Source organism: Sinorhizobium numidicum, assembly GCF_029892045.1.
GTDB lineage: Bacteria > Pseudomonadota > Alphaproteobacteria > Rhizobiales > Rhizobiaceae > Sinorhizobium > Sinorhizobium numidicum.
Genome location: NZ_CP120368.1, coordinates 1,142,032 through 1,158,564, shown reverse-complemented (window position 1 = coordinate 1,158,564; position 16,533 = coordinate 1,142,032). Strand labels below are relative to the sequence as shown.

General features: G+C 60.0%; 17 protein-coding genes. 7 read left to right on the top strand and 10 right to left on the bottom strand.

The window, feature by feature from the left end:
• Window positions 1-188 precede the first annotated feature (188 nt).
• Window positions 189-2,492 carry a Tex family protein gene (locus tag PYH37_RS16625; protein ID WP_280732587.1) on the bottom strand — a complete coding sequence of 768 codons (2,304 nt, stop codon included), beginning with the start codon at window positions 2,490-2,492 and terminating at the stop codon, window positions 189-191.
• 188 nt (window positions 2,493-2,680) lie between these two features.
• Window positions 2,681-3,937 (bottom strand): cyclopropane fatty acid synthase, encoded by a 1,257-nt coding sequence (locus PYH37_RS16620; RefSeq protein WP_280732586.1) that lies wholly within the window; start codon window positions 3,935-3,937, stop codon window positions 2,681-2,683.
• A 527-nt stretch (window positions 3,938-4,464) separates the two neighbouring features.
• Here PYH37_RS16620 and PYH37_RS16615 point away from each other — a divergent pair.
• The 6 genes from PYH37_RS16615 to arsH all read left to right on the top strand — a co-directional run bounded on the left by PYH37_RS16615 (window position 4,465) and on the right by arsH (window position 8,243).
• A complete protein-coding gene (locus tag PYH37_RS16615) occupies window positions 4,465-5,469 on the top strand; it encodes a glycerophosphodiester phosphodiesterase family protein (RefSeq protein ID WP_280732585.1) in 1,005 nt (334 codons plus the stop codon).
• A gap of 65 nt (window positions 5,470-5,534) precedes the next feature.
• A complete protein-coding gene (locus tag PYH37_RS16610) occupies window positions 5,535-5,891 on the top strand; it encodes an ArsR/SmtB family transcription factor (protein WP_280732584.1) in 357 nt (118 codons plus the stop codon).
• The gene (locus PYH37_RS16605) at window positions 5,884-6,405 is read left to right on the top strand and encodes an arsenate reductase ArsC (protein ID WP_280732583.1); all 522 of its coding nucleotides are present in this window, start codon (window positions 5,884-5,886) and stop codon (window positions 6,403-6,405) included. Before PYH37_RS16610 ends, PYH37_RS16605 begins: the two co-directional genes overlap by 8 nt.
• Window positions 6,405-7,106, top strand: coding sequence for an MIP/aquaporin family protein (locus PYH37_RS16600; protein WP_280732582.1), 702 nt, complete (start codon window positions 6,405-6,407; stop codon window positions 7,104-7,106). The genes PYH37_RS16605 and PYH37_RS16600 overlap by 1 nt, the downstream gene beginning before the upstream one ends.
• The gene (gene arsC, locus PYH37_RS16595; RefSeq protein ID WP_280732581.1) at window positions 7,103-7,525 is read left to right on the top strand and encodes an arsenate reductase (glutaredoxin); all 423 of its coding nucleotides are present in this window, start codon (window positions 7,103-7,105) and stop codon (window positions 7,523-7,525) included. The genes PYH37_RS16600 and arsC overlap by 4 nt, the downstream gene beginning before the upstream one ends.
• Window positions 7,500-8,243 (top strand): arsenical resistance protein ArsH, encoded by a 744-nt coding sequence (arsH, locus tag PYH37_RS16590; protein WP_425336154.1) that lies wholly within the window; start codon window positions 7,500-7,502, stop codon window positions 8,241-8,243. Before arsC ends, arsH begins: the two co-directional genes overlap by 26 nt.
• Window positions 8,244-8,458: 215 nt before the next feature.
• Here the strand turns inward: arsH and era are convergent, their stop codons facing one another.
• The 8 genes from era to rpoZ all read right to left on the bottom strand — a co-directional run bounded on the left by era (window position 8,459) and on the right by rpoZ (window position 15,338).
• Window positions 8,459-9,394, bottom strand: coding sequence for a GTPase Era (era, locus tag PYH37_RS16585; protein WP_425336095.1), 936 nt, complete (start codon window positions 9,392-9,394; stop codon window positions 8,459-8,461).
• On the bottom strand, window positions 9,394-10,110 hold the full coding sequence (gene rnc, locus PYH37_RS16580) for a ribonuclease III (RefSeq protein ID WP_280732578.1): 717 nt from the start codon (window positions 10,108-10,110) through the stop codon (window positions 9,394-9,396). The genes era and rnc overlap by 1 nt, the downstream gene beginning before the upstream one ends.
• Window positions 10,110-10,853 carry a signal peptidase I gene (lepB, locus tag PYH37_RS16575; protein WP_280732577.1) on the bottom strand — a complete coding sequence of 248 codons (744 nt, stop codon included), beginning with the start codon at window positions 10,851-10,853 and terminating at the stop codon, window positions 10,110-10,112. Before lepB ends, rnc begins: the two co-directional genes overlap by 1 nt.
• A 168-nt stretch (window positions 10,854-11,021) precedes the next feature.
• Entirely contained in the window at window positions 11,022-11,441 is a 420-nt protein-coding gene (acpS, locus tag PYH37_RS16570; RefSeq protein ID WP_280736068.1) for a holo-ACP synthase, read from the bottom strand.
• Window positions 11,441-11,995: a DUF2062 domain-containing protein gene (locus PYH37_RS16565; protein ID WP_280732576.1), complete on the bottom strand. Its 555-nt coding sequence runs from the start codon at window positions 11,993-11,995 to the stop codon at window positions 11,441-11,443. The genes acpS and PYH37_RS16565 overlap by 1 nt, the downstream gene beginning before the upstream one ends.
• A gap of 281 nt (window positions 11,996-12,276) precedes the next feature.
• Window positions 12,277-12,429 (bottom strand): DUF3563 family protein, encoded by a 153-nt coding sequence (locus PYH37_RS16560; RefSeq protein WP_280732575.1) that lies wholly within the window; start codon window positions 12,427-12,429, stop codon window positions 12,277-12,279.
• 173 nt (window positions 12,430-12,602) lie between these two features.
• Entirely contained in the window at window positions 12,603-14,828 is a 2,226-nt protein-coding gene (locus PYH37_RS16555; protein ID WP_280732574.1) for a RelA/SpoT family protein, read from the bottom strand.
• A 102-nt stretch (window positions 14,829-14,930) separates the two neighbouring features.
• Window positions 14,931-15,338, bottom strand: a complete 408-nt coding sequence (rpoZ, locus tag PYH37_RS16550) for a DNA-directed RNA polymerase subunit omega (RefSeq protein WP_280732573.1) — start codon at window positions 15,336-15,338, stop codon at window positions 14,931-14,933.
• Between the two features lie 458 nt (window positions 15,339-15,796).
• Here rpoZ and PYH37_RS16545 point away from each other — a divergent pair, with 458 nt between their 5' ends.
• A complete protein-coding gene (locus tag PYH37_RS16545) occupies window positions 15,797-16,375 on the top strand; it encodes a LabA-like NYN domain-containing protein (protein WP_280732572.1) in 579 nt (192 codons plus the stop codon).
• Window positions 16,376-16,533 lie beyond the last annotated feature (158 nt).

The following is a 16,533-nucleotide window of genomic DNA, read 5'->3' as shown; positions in this document are numbered from 1 at the left end:
TTCCGCCGTAGACCGGCATTTCATGGTCGACACCTGCTCGCGACGAACCGATGTCGCCACCAGAGGAGTATGACCGAACGCAGTGTATATCTCAATTACCTAATTTATAGATCGATACACTGACGCCGTCACACAAGCAGTCGATGAAACGAAAACGATCCTTGGCAAAAGGCGTTCCACCGCGGCTTTCATTTTTTCTTCAATGCCTCTGCAAGCGCCGCGCCGAAAGCGCCCTGAACCGGCGGCTGCGGTTTCTTGAGCGGCGTAGACTGAGTGCGACCGCCGTTCGACGTTGGTCCCCTCGCCTCTCGCCCAGTGTCCGCGCCACCATCCTTGCGCATGCTGAGGCCGATGCGCTTCCTGGCGACGTCAACCTCGGTCACGCGAACCTGCACGACGTCGCCCGCCTTAACGACCTCATGCACGTCCTTGATGAAGCGATCGGCCAGTTGCGACACGTGGACGAGGCCATCCTGGTGCACGCCGATATCGACGAAGGCGCCGAAGGCGGCGACATTGGTCACCGTGCCTTCGAGTTGCATGCCGACTTTCAGATCCTTGATGTCGTCCACTCCCTCGGCGAAGGTGGCGGTCTTGAAACTCGGCCGCGGGTCGCGGCCCGGCTTTTCCAATTCGGCGAGAATATCCCTGACCGTCGGCAAGCCGAAGCGCTCGTCGACGAAGGCGCGGGGATCGAGCGTCTTCAGCGCGGCGCTGTCGCCCATCAGGGAGCGCACGTCCCGGCCGCAGGCTGCGACGATCTTCTTCGCAATGCGATAGGCCTCGGGGTGCACCGACGATGCGTCGAGCGGCTCGGAGCCATTCGCAATGCGCAGGAAGCCTGCACACTGTTCGAAGGTCCGCGCGCCGAGGCGCGGCACCTTCAGGAGTTCCTGGCGGCTGGAAAAGGGTCCAATGGCGTCCCGATGAGCGACGATTGCCTCCGCCGATGATTTCCCAAGGCCGGAAACACGCGCCAGCAGCGGCGCCGATGCGGTGTTGAGATCAACACCGACGGCATTCACGGCGTCTTCGACAACCGCGTCGAGGGACCGGCTGAGCTTCGATTGGTCGACGTCATGTTGGTACTGACCGACGCCGATCGATTTCGGCTCGATTTTCACGAGTTCGGCAAGCGGGTCCTGCAGCCTTCGCGCGATGGACACGGCGCCGCGTAGCGACACGTCGAGCGAAGGGAACTCGGCCGCCGCGGTTTCGGACGCGGAATAGACGGATGCGCCGGCCTCCGAGACGATGACCTTCGTCGGTTTCGGCGCAGGCAGTTGCGCGAGCATGTCGGCAACAAGCTTTTCCGTTTCGCGGCTGCCGGTGCCGTTGCCGATGGCGATCAGTTCGACCTTGTGCTTGCGAATGAGCGACCCGATTTCTGCCTGGGTCCCGCGAATGTCGTCCTTCGGTGGAAACGGATAGACCGTGGTGGTGTCGAGCAATTTGCCGGTGCCGTCGACGACCGCGACTTTGACGCCGGTGCGGATACCAGGATCAAGGCCCATGGTCGCGCGCGAGCCGGCGGGCGCCGCCAGCAACAGATCCTTGAGATTGCGCGCGAAAACGCGGATCGCTTCCTCCTCCGCCCGTTCGCGCAGTTCGCGCATCAGGTCTAGGGAGAGCGACAGCGAGAGCTTGACGCGCCAGGTCCAGCCGATGATGTCCAACAGCCATTTGTCGCCGGGCAGTTGCGTTCCGACGTTGTAGGCGGCCGCAATCATACGTTCGACGGGCCTCAGCGGCGATGTCGCTTCCTCATCGACAACGATATCGACAGAGAGGATCTCTTCGTTCCAACCGCGCATCATGGCGAGTGCGCGGTGCCCCGGCACGGTCGCCCAACGCTCCGAATGATCGAAATAATCCGAGAACTTCGCGCCCGCCTCCTGCTTGCCGTCAACCACTTTGGCACGCAGGAAGGCTGCTTCCCTCATGTGGTTGCGCAGGCGGCCCAGAAGATCGGCGTTCTCGGTCATGCCCTCGGCGATGATGTCGCGCGCACCATCAAGTGCAGCCTTCACATCCGGCACGTCGGCAGTCAGGAAGGCCGCAGCGCGTTCGGCCGGTGCAATCGAGCGGTCGGCAAGAATGGCGTCTGCCAGCGGTTCCAGACCGCGCTCTCGAGCGATTTCCGCTTTGGTGCGCCTCTTGGGCTTATAGGGCAGATAGATATCCTCAAGCTCGGCCTTGGTCGTGGCGGCGACAATCCTGCTCTCCAGATCATCGGTGAGCTTTCCCTGGCCGCGGATCGAATCAAGGATCGACATCCGCCGCGCTTCGAGCTCGCGCAGGTAGCTCAGCCTCTCCGAAAGGGTGCGAAGTTGCGTGTCATCGAGACCGCCCGTGACCTCCTTGCGGTAGCGGGCGATGAAAGGCACCGTTGCCCCGGCGTCGAGCAAATCGACGGCCGCACCGACCTGGGCGGGGGTCGCCTTGATTTCGCTGGCGATAATGGCGGCGATAGGCTTTGCGGTCATAACCATGCTGCGTTCCATTTCTGATTCCGCCGGACCATACCGGTGCAGACCATCATGGCCAAGTGAAGGCCGGTCGCCACGCGCCCGAACTCCACAGAAGTTGGCAAAGAATGGGAACGGCACGGCGCCCTTACGGTCGCCGTGAACGACAGGAGTTCGAGAAGGTACGGGTGGGAAACCGCACCCATCCCGCTTTAGACGGCGACGAGTTCCAGCCGCTGACGGTTCTTCTCGAACTCGATCAATTCGCGCTCCTTCTCAGCGATATAGTCTCGCGAGACCGGCACCGTCTCCAATGACGGCGACAGTTGGAGCTGGAAGATGAAGTGCTTGTCGTAGAGAAACGCGGTTTCCGAGGCGGCGAGATAGAACTCCCACATTCGGAAGAAGCGTTCGTCATAGAGCTTCACGGCTTCCTCCCGCCTTGCGACGAAACGCTCGCGCCAGGCCCGGAGCGTCCAAGCATAGTGCATCGGCAGGACTTCGATGTCCTTGACGAGCAGACGGGTGCTCTCGACCGACGGCAGCACCTCCGAGAGAGCGGGGATATAGCCGCCGGGAAAGATGTATTTCTCGATCCACGGGTTGGTGCCCCAAGGCTTGTAGATCTGGCCGATCGAATGCAGCAGCATGACGCCCTCGGGCTTCAGCAGTTCCTTCATCTTGCGGAAGAAATTGCCGTAGTTGCCGATACCCACATGCTCGAACATGCCGACGGAGACGATGCGGTCGAACTGGCGCCCCTGCATGGTGCGGTAGTCCTGCAGCTCGAAACGGACGCGATCGGCCAGGCCACGCCGGACCGCGCGCTCGCGCGAGACCTTCAGTTGCTCCTCGCTGAGCGTGATGCCGGTGACTTCGACCCCCGAGGATTCAGCAAGATACATCGCCATGCCGCCCCAGCCGGAGCCGACCTCCAGCACCTTCTGGCCGGGTTCGAGCAGCAGTTTCGCCGCTATGTGCCGCTTCTTGGCGCGCTGCGCCTCATCAAGCGAAATGCCCGGGGGATGAAAATAGGCGCAGGAATATTGCCAGTCCTCATCGAGGAAGAGATTGAAGAGCTTGCCATCGAGATCATAGTGGTGTGCGACGTTGTAGCGATTGCGGTTGATCGGCAATCGGCTCTTCACCTGCTGGCGCAGTACGTGCCACAGCGCGACCATGGAATTGGTGAAGGTCGCCGCCTTTTCCAGACCATTGCTCTTGACGATGGACAGGACGTCGAAAATGTCGCCATCCTCCACGATAGCGCGACCATCCATGTACATTTCGCCAAACTTCAGTCCCGGATCGCGCACGATGGCCTGTTCCGCCTCGGCGTCGATAATGCGTACGGTCGCGGGCTTGCCCGTGCCATCGCCAAAAACGGCCTGTTCACCCGATGAAAAAATCACCGTCAGTTTGCCCTTTTGGACAAGACGGCGGAGCAGATTCGACAATGCCGGATTCATATTCTACCTCAGCACCAGACCTACACGGACCTCATGGTTCCTCCGCATGGGAGCGCGGTGAGCGGTTCGGTCGGCTTCCGGAGGGAATGCGGGCAGGCATGCGCTTGGAAACGGCGGCCGGACGCGTCCAGAAGCGGCGAGAACCGAGTTCGGAGCGGCCTCACGGTTTCCGGCGAGCTGGTACGGCAATACGCGGGGCCAACTGCAGGATTTCGTCAGGCCAGCCTCATCGGGCTCCTATCCATCAGAACTTCCATTAACTTAGCGGCGTTCAGCGGTTTATCAATGGCCTTCTTTGTGGCCCCTCAAAGACTTGCTTCCTTAGTAAATCCGAAGGCGACGAACATGCCGTGACCGCGGAGGCGGCTGGATCATGCGCGCGGCTGAATTCGAACAGTGGCCCGACCGGAACCCAAGGGGGTGACAGATCGTTCGCAATCCGCATAACCTTTACGTTACGTGCCGACGGGTATCATCGTCATGCCACATTGTGGCGCGACGTCGAATCGCAAGAGAGGAGGATCACGATGAAGAAGCTCGTCGCTGCCATATTCTTCGTCGCCATCGTCATCATTGTCTGGCTCCTCAACACGTCGCTCCTGGTCACGCCGCCTTCCGGCACGGCAAAGATCCTCGCCCATCGCGGCATTCATCAGGTCTATGGATTGGATGGCGTTGAAAATGATACCTGCACGGCCGAGCGCATCGAAAGACCGCGGCACGCCTACATCGAGAACACTATTGCCTCCATGCGCGCGGCAATCGACAGCGGCGCCGAGGTCATCGAACTGGACGTCCACCTGACGCCGGACCGCCAATTCGCAGTCTTCCACGATTGGACGCTCGATTGCCGGACGAACGGAACGGGCGTGACCGAACAAACTCCGATGTCCAAGCTGAAGACGCTTGACATCGGCTACGGCTATACCGCCGACGGCGGCAAGACTTTTCCCTTCCGCGGCCGGGGACAAGGCCAGATGCCGACATTGACGGAGGTATTTACCGCCCTGCCCCATGGCCGCTTCCTGATCAACTTCAAGAGCGAGCGGCGGGAGGAAGGCGCAACCCTTGCAGTGCTGCTCCGCGCCCATCCCGAGTGGCGGAAATTGGTTTTCGGCGTCTATGGCGGCGCCGCGCCAACGCAGGAAACGCTGCGGCTGGTTCCGGGGCTGAAAGGTTACGACAAGCATTCCACGCTCGCCTGCCTCGGCCGTTACGCCGCCTATGGCTGGACCGGCATCGTGCCGGATGCGTGCCACGACACGCTCATCGTCGTGCCCGGCAACTACGCGCGGTTTCTTTGGGGCTGGCCGGCCCGGTTCGCAGCCCGCATGGCGGCCGCCGGAAGCGAAATCATTCTCCTTGGGCCCTATGGCGGCGGCGATTTCACCTCAGGCATAGACAATGCCGACGATCTGGCGCTCGTGCCGCCGAATTTTTCCGGTTATGTCTGGACCAACCGCGCGGAGACGATCGGCCCCCTCCTCGGCAGGCGGCTCGCGGCATCGAGCGATCAGACCAATCGTAATTAGCGGAAGGCGAAACTGCTTCGCTGCCCGGCTTGCATCGATGTCGATATGTCGATATATCTCGACATATGGACACATCAAGCGCAATCATGGCCTTTGCCGCCCTCGCCCAACCGACCCGGTTCGACGCGTTCCGGCTGCTCGTCACGCATGAGCCCGACGGTCTGCCCGCCGGCGAGATCGCTCGTCTGGTGGAGGTTCCGCACAACACCATGTCAACGCACCTCGCGCAGTTGCAGCGTGCCGGTTTGGTGACGACGGAGCGACAGAGCCGTTCCATCGTCTATCGAGCCAACCTGAATGGCCTGCGCCATGTCATCAGCTTCATGCTCAAGGATTGTTGCGCCGGCCATCCGGATCTTTGCGCGCCCTTGATCGCTGATCTTACTCCCTGCTGCCAGCCGAGAGAAAAATCCCATGCCTGAACCTGTCTACAACGTCCTCTTTCTGTGCACCGCCAATTCGGCGCGCTCGATCCTCGCTGAGTCCATTCTGAATGCCGAGGGCAAGGGTCGGTTCCGCGCCTTTTCGGCCGGCAGCAATCCAAAGGGAAAGGTGCATCCGCTTGCTCTTCGGGAACTCGAAAGCTGCGGCTATCCCACGGAAGGTTTAAGCTCCAAGGGCTGGGACGTGTTTGCGGGGCCGGATGCGCCACAGATGGATTTTATTTTCACGGTTTGCGACAGCGCCGCCGGAGAGGCCTGTCCCGTATGGCCGGGGCACCCGATGACCGCGCATTGGGGCGTGGCCGATCCCGCCCGAGTAGATGGCAGCGAGTTTGAAAAGGAACGGGCTTTTGCGGAAGCCGCCCGGTTTCTGAAGAATAGGATCACGGTCTTCATCAGCCTGCCACTTGCCTCAATAGACAGAATGGCGCTCCACAGCCACCTCGTTGAAATCGGCCGCGGAACGAGCGCGGATGGCGACAAGGCAAACTGATGCAGCAATTCGACCTTACCCGCCGCTGCGTTGCGGAAGCGTTGGGCACCGGCCTTCTCGTTGCGACTGTTGTGGGCTCAGGGATTATGGCTGACGCACTGACGGCCGACGATGCGCTGGCCCTCCTCGCCAACACCATCGCCACCGGCTCGATCCTCGTTGTGCTCATCACCATCCTTGGTCCGATATCCGGGGCGCATTTCAATCCGGCGGTGTCGCTTGTCTTCACCCTTTCCGGCGATCTGTCCCGGCGCGACTTCAGCCTCTATCTGATCGCCCAAGTGGCCGGAGCCGTCATGGGAACTATCGTCGCCCATTTGATGTTCGCGCTCGCCCCCCTAGACATATCGCCGACGGTTCGCTCCGGATCAGCACAGTGGTTTTCGGAGGCTATCGCGACTTTCGGACTGGTTGCGACGATCCTCTCGGGCATCCGCTTTCGGCGCGAAGGGGTACCATGGCTCGTGGGCCTCTACATCACAGCCGCCTATTGGTTCACGGCATCGACTTCCTTCGCCAACCCTGCCGTGGCACTGGCACGGTCTTTGACCAACACCTTCTCCGGTATCCGGCCGACCGATCTACCCGGGTTCATAACTGCCGAGCTCCTCGGAGCGGCCTTTGCGCTTTTCCTGATGAAGTGGCTTTTGAGGCCGGCTGAGACACCCGTTACCCACACCTCTGCGGAGACAACTCGATGAACGTCACCATCTATCATAATCCGGCCTGCGGCACCTCGCGCAACACGCTGGCGATGATCCGTAATGCCGGCATCGAGCCGACGATCATCGCCTATCTCGAAACGCCGCCATCCCGGGCCGATTTGAAGGCGATGATAGAAGCGGCGGGCCTGACAGTCCGCGAGGCCATTCGCGAAAAGGGAACGCCGTTCGAGGAACTTGGGCTCAGCAATCCGGCACTCAGCGACGACGAGTTGCTCGACGCAATGATCAAGCATCCGATCCTCATCAACCGCCCCTTCGTCGTCACGCCTATGGGAACGCGCCTGTGCCGTCCGTCGGAGGTCGTGCTCGAGATCCTGCCCGATACACACAAGGGTTCCTTCTCCAAAGAAGACGGCGAGGCCGTGCTTGATCCGCAGGGCAAGCGCATTGTCTGACGTCTTCAGAGCGCACGATCTGCCCGCCGCGAACGTGCAACAATTGCGGTTGCCGGATGCCGGCGCCCTACGCCCGGTCATCTCGACGCATAAGCCCCGCATCCTGATCCTCTATGGATCGCTACGGACGGTATCCTACAGCCGGCTGCTGGCGCAGGAAGCGTGCCGCCTGCTCGAATACTTCGGCGCGGAAGTGAGAATTTTCGACCCGGCAGGACTGCCGCTCCCTGACGCGGCACCCGCGAGCGATCCCAAAGTGCAGGAATTGCGTGAACTGTCGCTCTGGTCCGAAGGGCAGGTATGGGTGAGCCCCGAACGGCACGGCGCAATGACCGGCATCATGAAGGCACAGATCGATTGGATACCGCTGTCGCTCGGTTCGATCCGCCCGACGCAAGGCAAGACGCTGGCCGTCATGCAGGTTTCCGGCGGCTCGCAAAGTTTCAATGCCGTCAATCAGATGCGCGTTCTCGGCCGATGGATGCGGATGATCACCATACCCAACCAATCATCCGTCGCAAAAGCTTTCCAGGAGTTCGATGCCGACGGGCGGATGAAACCTTCCAGCTATTACGACCGCGTGGTCGACGTGATGGAAGAGCTCATGAAATTCACGCTGCTGACGCGCGACTGCTCCGCTTACCTCACCGACCGATACAGCGAACGCAAGGAAGCGGCCGAAGAATTGGCGCAGCGTGTGAAATTGACGAGCATCTAGAGCATCCCGCTTTCAAACGGAACCGCTGGAAGCGGACAAGATGCTCTGGAATCTAGAGTGCTAGAGCGTCCTTTGTGCGTTCACTTGAACGCACGGCGCTCTAGAGCGGGATGAGGACAAGTGTGTGTGCGGTTTCCCGCCCAAGTCCCGCTCTACTTATCAGAATTGATCACGTTCATGATTTTGAGCCGATTCGTGATCTAGCGCAGGTCCCGCTACCGCGGGAATTCGAGACCCATCTCGCGGAAACGCTCGGGATCGTCGCCCCAGTTCTCGCGCACCTTGACGAAGAGGAAAAGGTGCACCGGCTGCTCGAGGATTTCCGACAACTCCTTGCGGGCTGCGGTCGAGATCGCCTTGATCGCCTCCCCTCCCTTGCCAAGCGCGATCTTCTTCTGGCTCTCGCGCTCGACATAGATCACCTGTTCGATGCGCACCGATCCATCCTTGCGCTCTTCCCATTTTTCCGTCTCGACGTGAGAGGCATAAGGGAGTTCCTGATGCAGTCGAAGGAACAGCTTTTCGCGGGTGATCTCGGCGGCGAGTTGGCGCATCGGCAGGTCGGAGATCTGATCCTCCGGGTAATACCAGGGCCCCTCTGGAAGCGCCTTGGCCAGATAGTCCATGAGATCGTCGCAACCGGAGCCCGAAAGCGCCGAGATCATGAAGGTGCGTTCGAAGCTGACCACCTCGTTCGCCGCAGCCGCGAGCTTCAGCAAATCCTCCCGGCGAACCTGGTCAATCTTGTTGAGCACCAGGATTTTCGGCTGATGGACTTCCTTCAGGCCTTCAAGGATCGTCGCCGCATCTCCTTTCAACCCGCGCTCGCTATCGATCAGCAGCATGATCACGTCCGCATCCTTGGCGCCGCCCCAAGCGCTGGTGACCATGGCGCGATCAAGCCGGCGCCGCGGCTTGAAGATACCGGGTGTGTCCATGAATACGATTTGGGCGTTATCATGAATCGCGATGCCGCGGACGATAGCGCGCGTCGTCTGCACCTTATGGCTGACGATCGACACCTTTGCGCCGACGAGGCGGTTGACCAGCGTCGATTTGCCGGCATTCGTGGCACCGATCAGCGCCACAAAACCCGAGCGGGTCGGCGCGCCGCCGGCCGCATTATTTTCCATATCTGTCATGGCTTCCATCAATTTCCGGCAGATTGCTTCTGCCAAACACCTTCGCGTTCCAGCAATTTCGTAGCGGCGACCTGTTCGGCGCCGCGCTTGGAGCGGTCAGTCCCCGTCTCCGGCGCAAGCCCGTCGATCTCGACCGTCACCGTGAAACGCGGATCATGATCGGGACCGGAGCGATCATCCGTCCTATATTTCGGCGCAATGCCGAATTTGGCATGCGCCCATTCCTGTAGTTCAGTTTTCGCGTCACGACGGGCGCCGTCTGCGCTCGCGGCGCGATGCGTCCAATGTTGCAGCACGAAGCGCCGCGCAGCTTCCAATCCGCCATCGAGATAGATCGCGGCAATCAACGATTCTACCACATCGGCACGGACATTCATCATGTGTTTGCCGGTGATCTTCTTCACGTCCGAACCGGTGTGGATGAACTCGTGCAGCGACAGATCGTCCGCCACCCTGGCACAGCTTTCGGCGCTGACAAGCTGGTTCAAGCGAACCGATAGCTCCCCCTCGTTCGCGTCGCGAAACGTCGCGAATAGAAGTTCGGCGACGCAAAGCCCGAGGACCCGGTCCCCCAGGAATTCGAGACGTTGATAGTTGCTTGCCTTGGCATTGCGGGCGCTGGAATGGGTAAGCGCCCGGTCAAGACGGTCCTTCTCGGCAAACTGATAGCCGATCGCGGCCTCGAGCCTCGCCCGATCCTCCACGCTCAGCGAGCGCCGCTTCATTATTCAACAGCCTTGAACAGGCGATCGTAGCGAAGGTTTGCCGGCCATTTCCAGATTTCGCGGAAAGAGGTGTCGTTGCCAAGCGAGAAGAAGATCAGGCTTGCGCGCCCCACGAGGTTTTCCGCCGGAACGAAACCGACATCGAAGCGGCTGTCGGCGGAATTGTCGCGGTTATCGCCCATCATGAAATAGTGGCCCTCGGGGACGATGAATTCGCGAGTATTGTCGCCGCGCGACTCCGGGAACTGGTCGAGCGTATCGTAGGAAACCCCGTTGTCCATCGTCTCGCGGTAGACCGGGACATCGCCGCCGGTGTCGTACTGGTCGTCAGCCCGAAATGTGCCGTCCGGAATGCGGTCGACGGGCTTGTCATTGACGTAGAGGATGCTGTCGCGCACCTGGATGCGGTCGCCCGGAAGACCGACGAGGCGCTTGATGTAGTCGATATCGGGGTTGGGCGGAAACCGGAAGACGACGATATCGCCGCGTTCCGGCTCGCTCGCAAAGATACGGCCGCTGAAAAGGTTCGGCGAGAAGGGCAGCGAGTATTTCGAATAGCCGTAGGCGAACTTGTTAACGAAGATATAGTCGCCGACCAGGAGGGTCGGCATCATCGAACCCGACGGAATCGTGAAGGGCTGGAAGAAGACGGTCCGGATGACTACGGCCAAGAGCAGCGCCTGAATGATGACCTTCACATTTTCCCAGATGCCGCTCTGCTTCGTTTCTGTCTTTTCTGCCACGCTGCGTTCTTCCTTTGTCATCCTGCCCGGGGGGCGCCATAGCTTCGCGCTTTCAAAGCTCGTATGCGGCGGGGCTCCCGTTCTGCGCGTCGCCACGCAATTCGAGCCTATATGTTGCGTGAATTCCACGCTTCAAGCGACCGCCAGTCCGGTCTTTTCGGGAATGCTCTAAACCGTTCCCTCCACCGGGGCAACGGGGAGCGCCTCGATAATCACGAAGGCTTGTGCGAGCGGGAAGTCATCCGTGATCGTCAGGTGTATGGCGGCGCGGTGCCCGAGAGGCAGCATTTCCTGAAGGCGGGCTGCCGCGCCACCGGTCAGTTGCATGGTCGGCTTTCCGCCGGGCATGTTGACGACACCCATATCCTTCCAGAACACGCCCTGCGCCAGGCCGGTACCCAGCGCCTTCGAACAGGCCTCCTTGGCGGCAAAGCGCTTGGCATAGGAGGCCGCGCGATTTTTGCGGCCGTCCGATTTGGCGATCTCGATGTCGGTGAAACATCGATTGACGAAACGCTCTCCGAAGCGTTGGAGCGAATTTTCGATGCGGCGAATATCGATGAGATCGCTGCCGATGCCGATGATCATCATGATTGTCCGATCTCGTGCGATGGTTTCCGCCGGCGCCGTTGCTGGAAAAGCCGGACCGCCTGATAGGCGAGCGCGTAAAAGATTAAGGCGCCAGTGATGGAGAGTGGAAGCGAGCCGATCAGCATCGGTTTGAAGACGGGTCCCCAGAGCCTGTCAAGCTCGAGATGCTCGATCATCCGGGTCAATTCGGCGTTGCCGATGATCGGGCCGAGTTGCGGTCCCATCAGTACCGTGCCGAGTTCGTAGGACGCCGTCAGGATCACCGGGATGGTGATCGGATTGGCAAGCGCGGTGGTGACGGCGGCCGCGATCAGGTTGCCCGAAAAGAGCGACGCGAGGAGGACCGCAAGGACGATGTGGAAGCCGAAGAAGGGCGTGAAGGAGGAAGCGGCGCCCGCCGCCACTCCTACCGCGATCGAGTGCGGAGACGACTTCAGACGCAGGATGCGCAAGCCGATATAACGCAAACCGCGTGCAAACCCCTTGCGCGGCCACAGGAATACGCGAAGCCTTTCGGATATCGTGACCGGTTTTCTGCGCCTGAATAACATTATGCCGTCATGACCGCATCGTGAAGCCGCCTCTCGGCGCAAGACGGCCCGCCCGCCTTTTGATGGCCGCAAGATAGGCGCGACACCCGCCACGCGCAACCCATGTGGCACGTGGCGAAACTTGCATCAGAGCCATTCTCCAGGCGCATAGCTCGAGAGCGCTCACCTGGGCGAGCTATCGGCACAATTCCTTGGATCAAGGATCGAACCAAGGCCGTGTCACGCGCAAATACAAAATATTGCGGCAGCCTGCGCGCTGCGCGGCGCGCAGAATTGCGAGGTCAGAAACTGTTGCGAAACAGGCCGCGGTCGATCTGGCGCTGACGGTATTCGAGATCGATGCGATCGACGGAACCGTTTAGATAAGCGATCTCACGCTCTTCGACGGTGGGGATGTGCAGGGCACGGGTGATTTTCTTCAACTGCTTGAACATGGCAAACCTCTTCGTTTACCTCCCGAGCCAGAAGATAGTGTAGCAGCCGGCGCTTCACCAGCGCGAGGATGGGTCGGCAGCCATGCAGGTCACGCATGGCATGCTGATTTCATGTGCCATGGCTGCTCAATCGGCAGGCAATCTCCATGTAATTGCCTGACGATCGGCATTTCTTATTCGAACAGACGCTTGACCATGGAGATGCTCGGCAATTCCTTGAGCTGTGCCATCAGATGGTTGAGCTGCCGCAGATCCCAGACTTCCAGATCGAAGTGCAACTCGCTGAAGTCCGCAGCGACGCGCCCCATGGAAAGCGAACGAATATTGACATCGGTGGTCGCGATCGCCTGGGCTATCTCCGCCAGCGTCCCGGGTTCATTCAGCGCGCTCACTGCGATCCTCGCCATAAAACGGCTGTTGTTCGCCTCATCGAGATCCCAGCGGACATCGATCCAGCGCTCCGGCTCTTCATCGAATTTTTGCAGGATCGGCGACTGAATCGGGTAGATGGTAATGCCCTTGTCGCGGTCCATGATACCGACGATACGGTCTCCGGGCACGGCGCCCGCAGGACTGAAATGAACCTCTGCATTGCCGGAGAGGCCGCGGATCGGCAATGCCTCCGGTCCCTCTGCCTGTTGCGCTGCAAGCGCTTCTTTCGAACGGCCGGGCAGCTTGAAGACCATGCCGGCGGCGCTGCGCATGTTGAACCAGCCTTCGTCGGCGCTCGGCTTGACCGTCACGCGTTCATCCTGATGATCGGGGAAGACAGCGCGCAGGACATCGAGAGAAGAAAGTTCGCCGCGACCGACCGCGGCAATCGCATCCTCGACGTCCTTCTGCCCGAGCCTATGAAGCACCGGCTTCAGCGCTTCGCGCGAAAAGATCTTGCCGGCGCGCTCGAAGGTGCGCTCAAGGATGCGGTAGCCGAGACCGGCATATTGCTTGCGGACGGCGGCACGCGTGGCGCGGCGAATGGCCGCGCGCGCCTTGCCGGTGACGACGATCTCCTCCCAGGCAGGCGGTGGCACCTGAATGCCCGAGCGGATGATCTCTACCTCGTCGCCATTGTTGAGACGCGTAACCAACGGCATGATGCGGCCGTTGATCTTGGCGCCGACGCAGGTGTCGCCGATATTGGTATGCACCGCATAGGCAAAGTCGATCGGCGTGGCGCCGCGCGGAAGGGCTATCAACTGCCCCTTGGGCGTAAAGCAGAACACCTGATCCTGGAAGAGTTCGAGTTTCGTATGCTCGAGAAACTCTTCAGGATTATCGCCTTCGGCAAGCGATTCGATCGTGCGGCGAAGCCAGGAATAGGCATTCGAGGTGGGAGAGAGCGTCGGTTCGGCCGAAACGGCATCACGATCCTTATAAAGCGCGTGCGCGGCAATGCCGTATTCGGCCACCTCGTGCATGCGTTTCGTACGGATCTGCAATTCGATGCGCTGGCGCGAGGGGCCGATGATCGTCGTGTGGATCGACTGGTAGTCGTTCTGCTTCGGCGTCGAGATATAGTCCTTGAAACGGCCCGGGACCACGCGCCAGCGTGTGTGCACGATTCCGAGCGCACGATAGCAAGAGGGAATATCGTCGACGATGATGCGGAAGCCCCAGACATCCGACAATTGCTCGAAGGAGAGCGACTTCGACTGCATCTTGCGGAAGACCGAATAGGGCTTCTTCTGACGCCCTTTGACCAAGGCACCTGTCAGTCCCTCGGCCTGCAGCAGGTCGGTCAGTTCGTCCTCGATCTTCTTGATCAAGCCTTCATTGCGCTGGGAGAGTTCCTCGAGCCGTCTGGTGACGGTCTCGTAGGCCTCGGGATTGATGTAGCGGAAGGCGAGATTTTCGAGCTCCTCGCGCATGTCCTGCATGCCCATGCGCCCGGCGAGGGGCGCATAGATATCCATCGTCTCCTCAGAAATGCGGGCGCGTTTTTCCGCCGACATGTGATCGAGCGTGCGCATGTTGTGCAGGCGATCGGCGAGCTTGACCAAGAGCACGCGCACGTCGTCGGAGATGGCGAGCAGAAGCTTGCGGAGATTCTCCGCCTGCTTTGCCTTTTTCGTGACGAGGTCGAGCTTCTTGATCTTCGTCAGGCCTTCGACCAGAGCGCCGATATCCTCGCCGAAGAGATCGTCTATTTCCTGCCGCGTTGCAGTCGTGTCCTCGATCGTATCGTGCAGCAGAGCAACGGCGATCGTGGACTCGTCCAGATGCATTTCCGTAAGGATCGCCGCCACTTCGAGGGGATGGGAGATGTAAGGGTCGCCGCTTGCCCGCTTCTGCTGGCCATGCTTCTGCATGGCATAAACGTAGGCCTTGTTCAGCAAGGCTTCATTCACGTCGGGCTTGTATTTCTGCACGCGCTCAACGAGCTCGTATTGGCGCATCATCCGCTGGCGGCTCCGTGAAATCAGGCAAATAAAAAAGTGCGCCAATCATACGAGTGGCGCACTGCTTCGAAAACACGCCGGAACAGAGTTCCGAAACGGATCTTAGTAGTCGTCGCTCTTTTCCGGGGGCACGAGGCCCTCGATTCCGGCCAATAGCTCCTCTTCCGACATGCGGTCGAAGGTGAGCGCTTCCGGCTGGTCTTCATCTTCCGCGGTTTCCGCGAATGCAGCGGCAGCTTCAGGCTGAGTGAGCGAAGCCGGATCGGGTTCGGGCTCGTCCACTTCAACGTGCTTCTGCAGCGAGTGGATCAGATCCTCCTTCAGATCGCCCGGTGAAAGGGTTTCATCGGCGATCTCACGCAGAGCAACAACCGGGTTCTTGTCGTTGTCGCGGTCTACGGTGATCGGGGCACCTTGCGAAACCAGGCGCGCACGGTGACTGGCGAGCAGAACGAGTTCGAAACGGTTGTCGACCTTATCAATGCAATCTTCGACGGTGACACGGGCCATTTGCCTGTCCTTTGCGGCTCATAGCGGCGGCAACGCCGCCGCACGGATTAACGACACGAAACCGGAACGGCCGCCACGGGACGACCTCATCGGCTCCGATTTCTGGAATTAGTCGCCCGGATACAATCAAAACCGCATAAGTTCAAGTTTTTCCTGCATCCATTTCGCCGCACATGTTAAAATACCATAATTGTGGGCTGCGTCCGTCGGTCACAGACATTGATTGTATTGCGCGATATTTCGGATGAATGTCCAGCAGCGATTGCAAATTGAAGTGTGGACGAACGGCAGCAACTGCTAAAACTAGCTATAGGCGCCGTGCGCTGCTTGGAATAAAGCGTGGTATAACCTACATTATTTGCAATATCAGCAATAATTAATGTAATCCACTTATTTCTGCGCAGCCTCCCGTGCGGACGGTCGGGTCAAATGTGCAGGCCATGGAAAAGGAATTAACGATGTTCGATCCTCGCGAGAAAATCGCTCTTTTCATCGACGGCGCCAATCTCTACGCCGCATCGAAGAGCCTCGGTTTCGACATCGACTACCGCAAGCTGCTCAAGGCGTTTCAGAAACGCGGCTATCTGCTGCGGGCCTACTACTATACGGCACTGATCGAAGATCAGGAATATTCCTCGATCCGCCCGCTGATCGATTGGCTCGACTATAACGGCTACAAGGTCGTCACCAAGCCTGCCAAGGAATTCACCGACTCGCTCGGGCGACGCAAGATCAAGGGCAACATGGATATCGAATTGGCAATCGACGCCATGGAACAGTCCGAGACCGTCGATCATCTGGTGATCTTCTCAGGCGACGGCGACTTTACGACGCTCGTCGAGGCGCTGCAGCGCAAGGGCCGCAAGGTATCGGTGGTCTCGACCATGTCGACGCAGCCGCCGATGATTGCTGACGACCTGCGCCGCCAGGCCGATCACTTCATCGATCTCGTCACACTCCGGGGCGAGATCGGCCGCGAGCCGTCGGAACGCGCGCCGCGCCCGGCCGAGCCCGTTGCCGATGACGTTGAACTCTAGGATTAGCGCTGCGACCGGCTCTTCCGCCCTCGCTCCGGCTCCCTGTAAACAGGCGAAAGGAATTAGAGCGCTTGCCGCTTGTTTCCTTCGCCCCGCTTGCGGGGAGAAGCTGGCGGCAGGCCGGATGAGAGGACGGTAACACTGGATTAATATGCAGG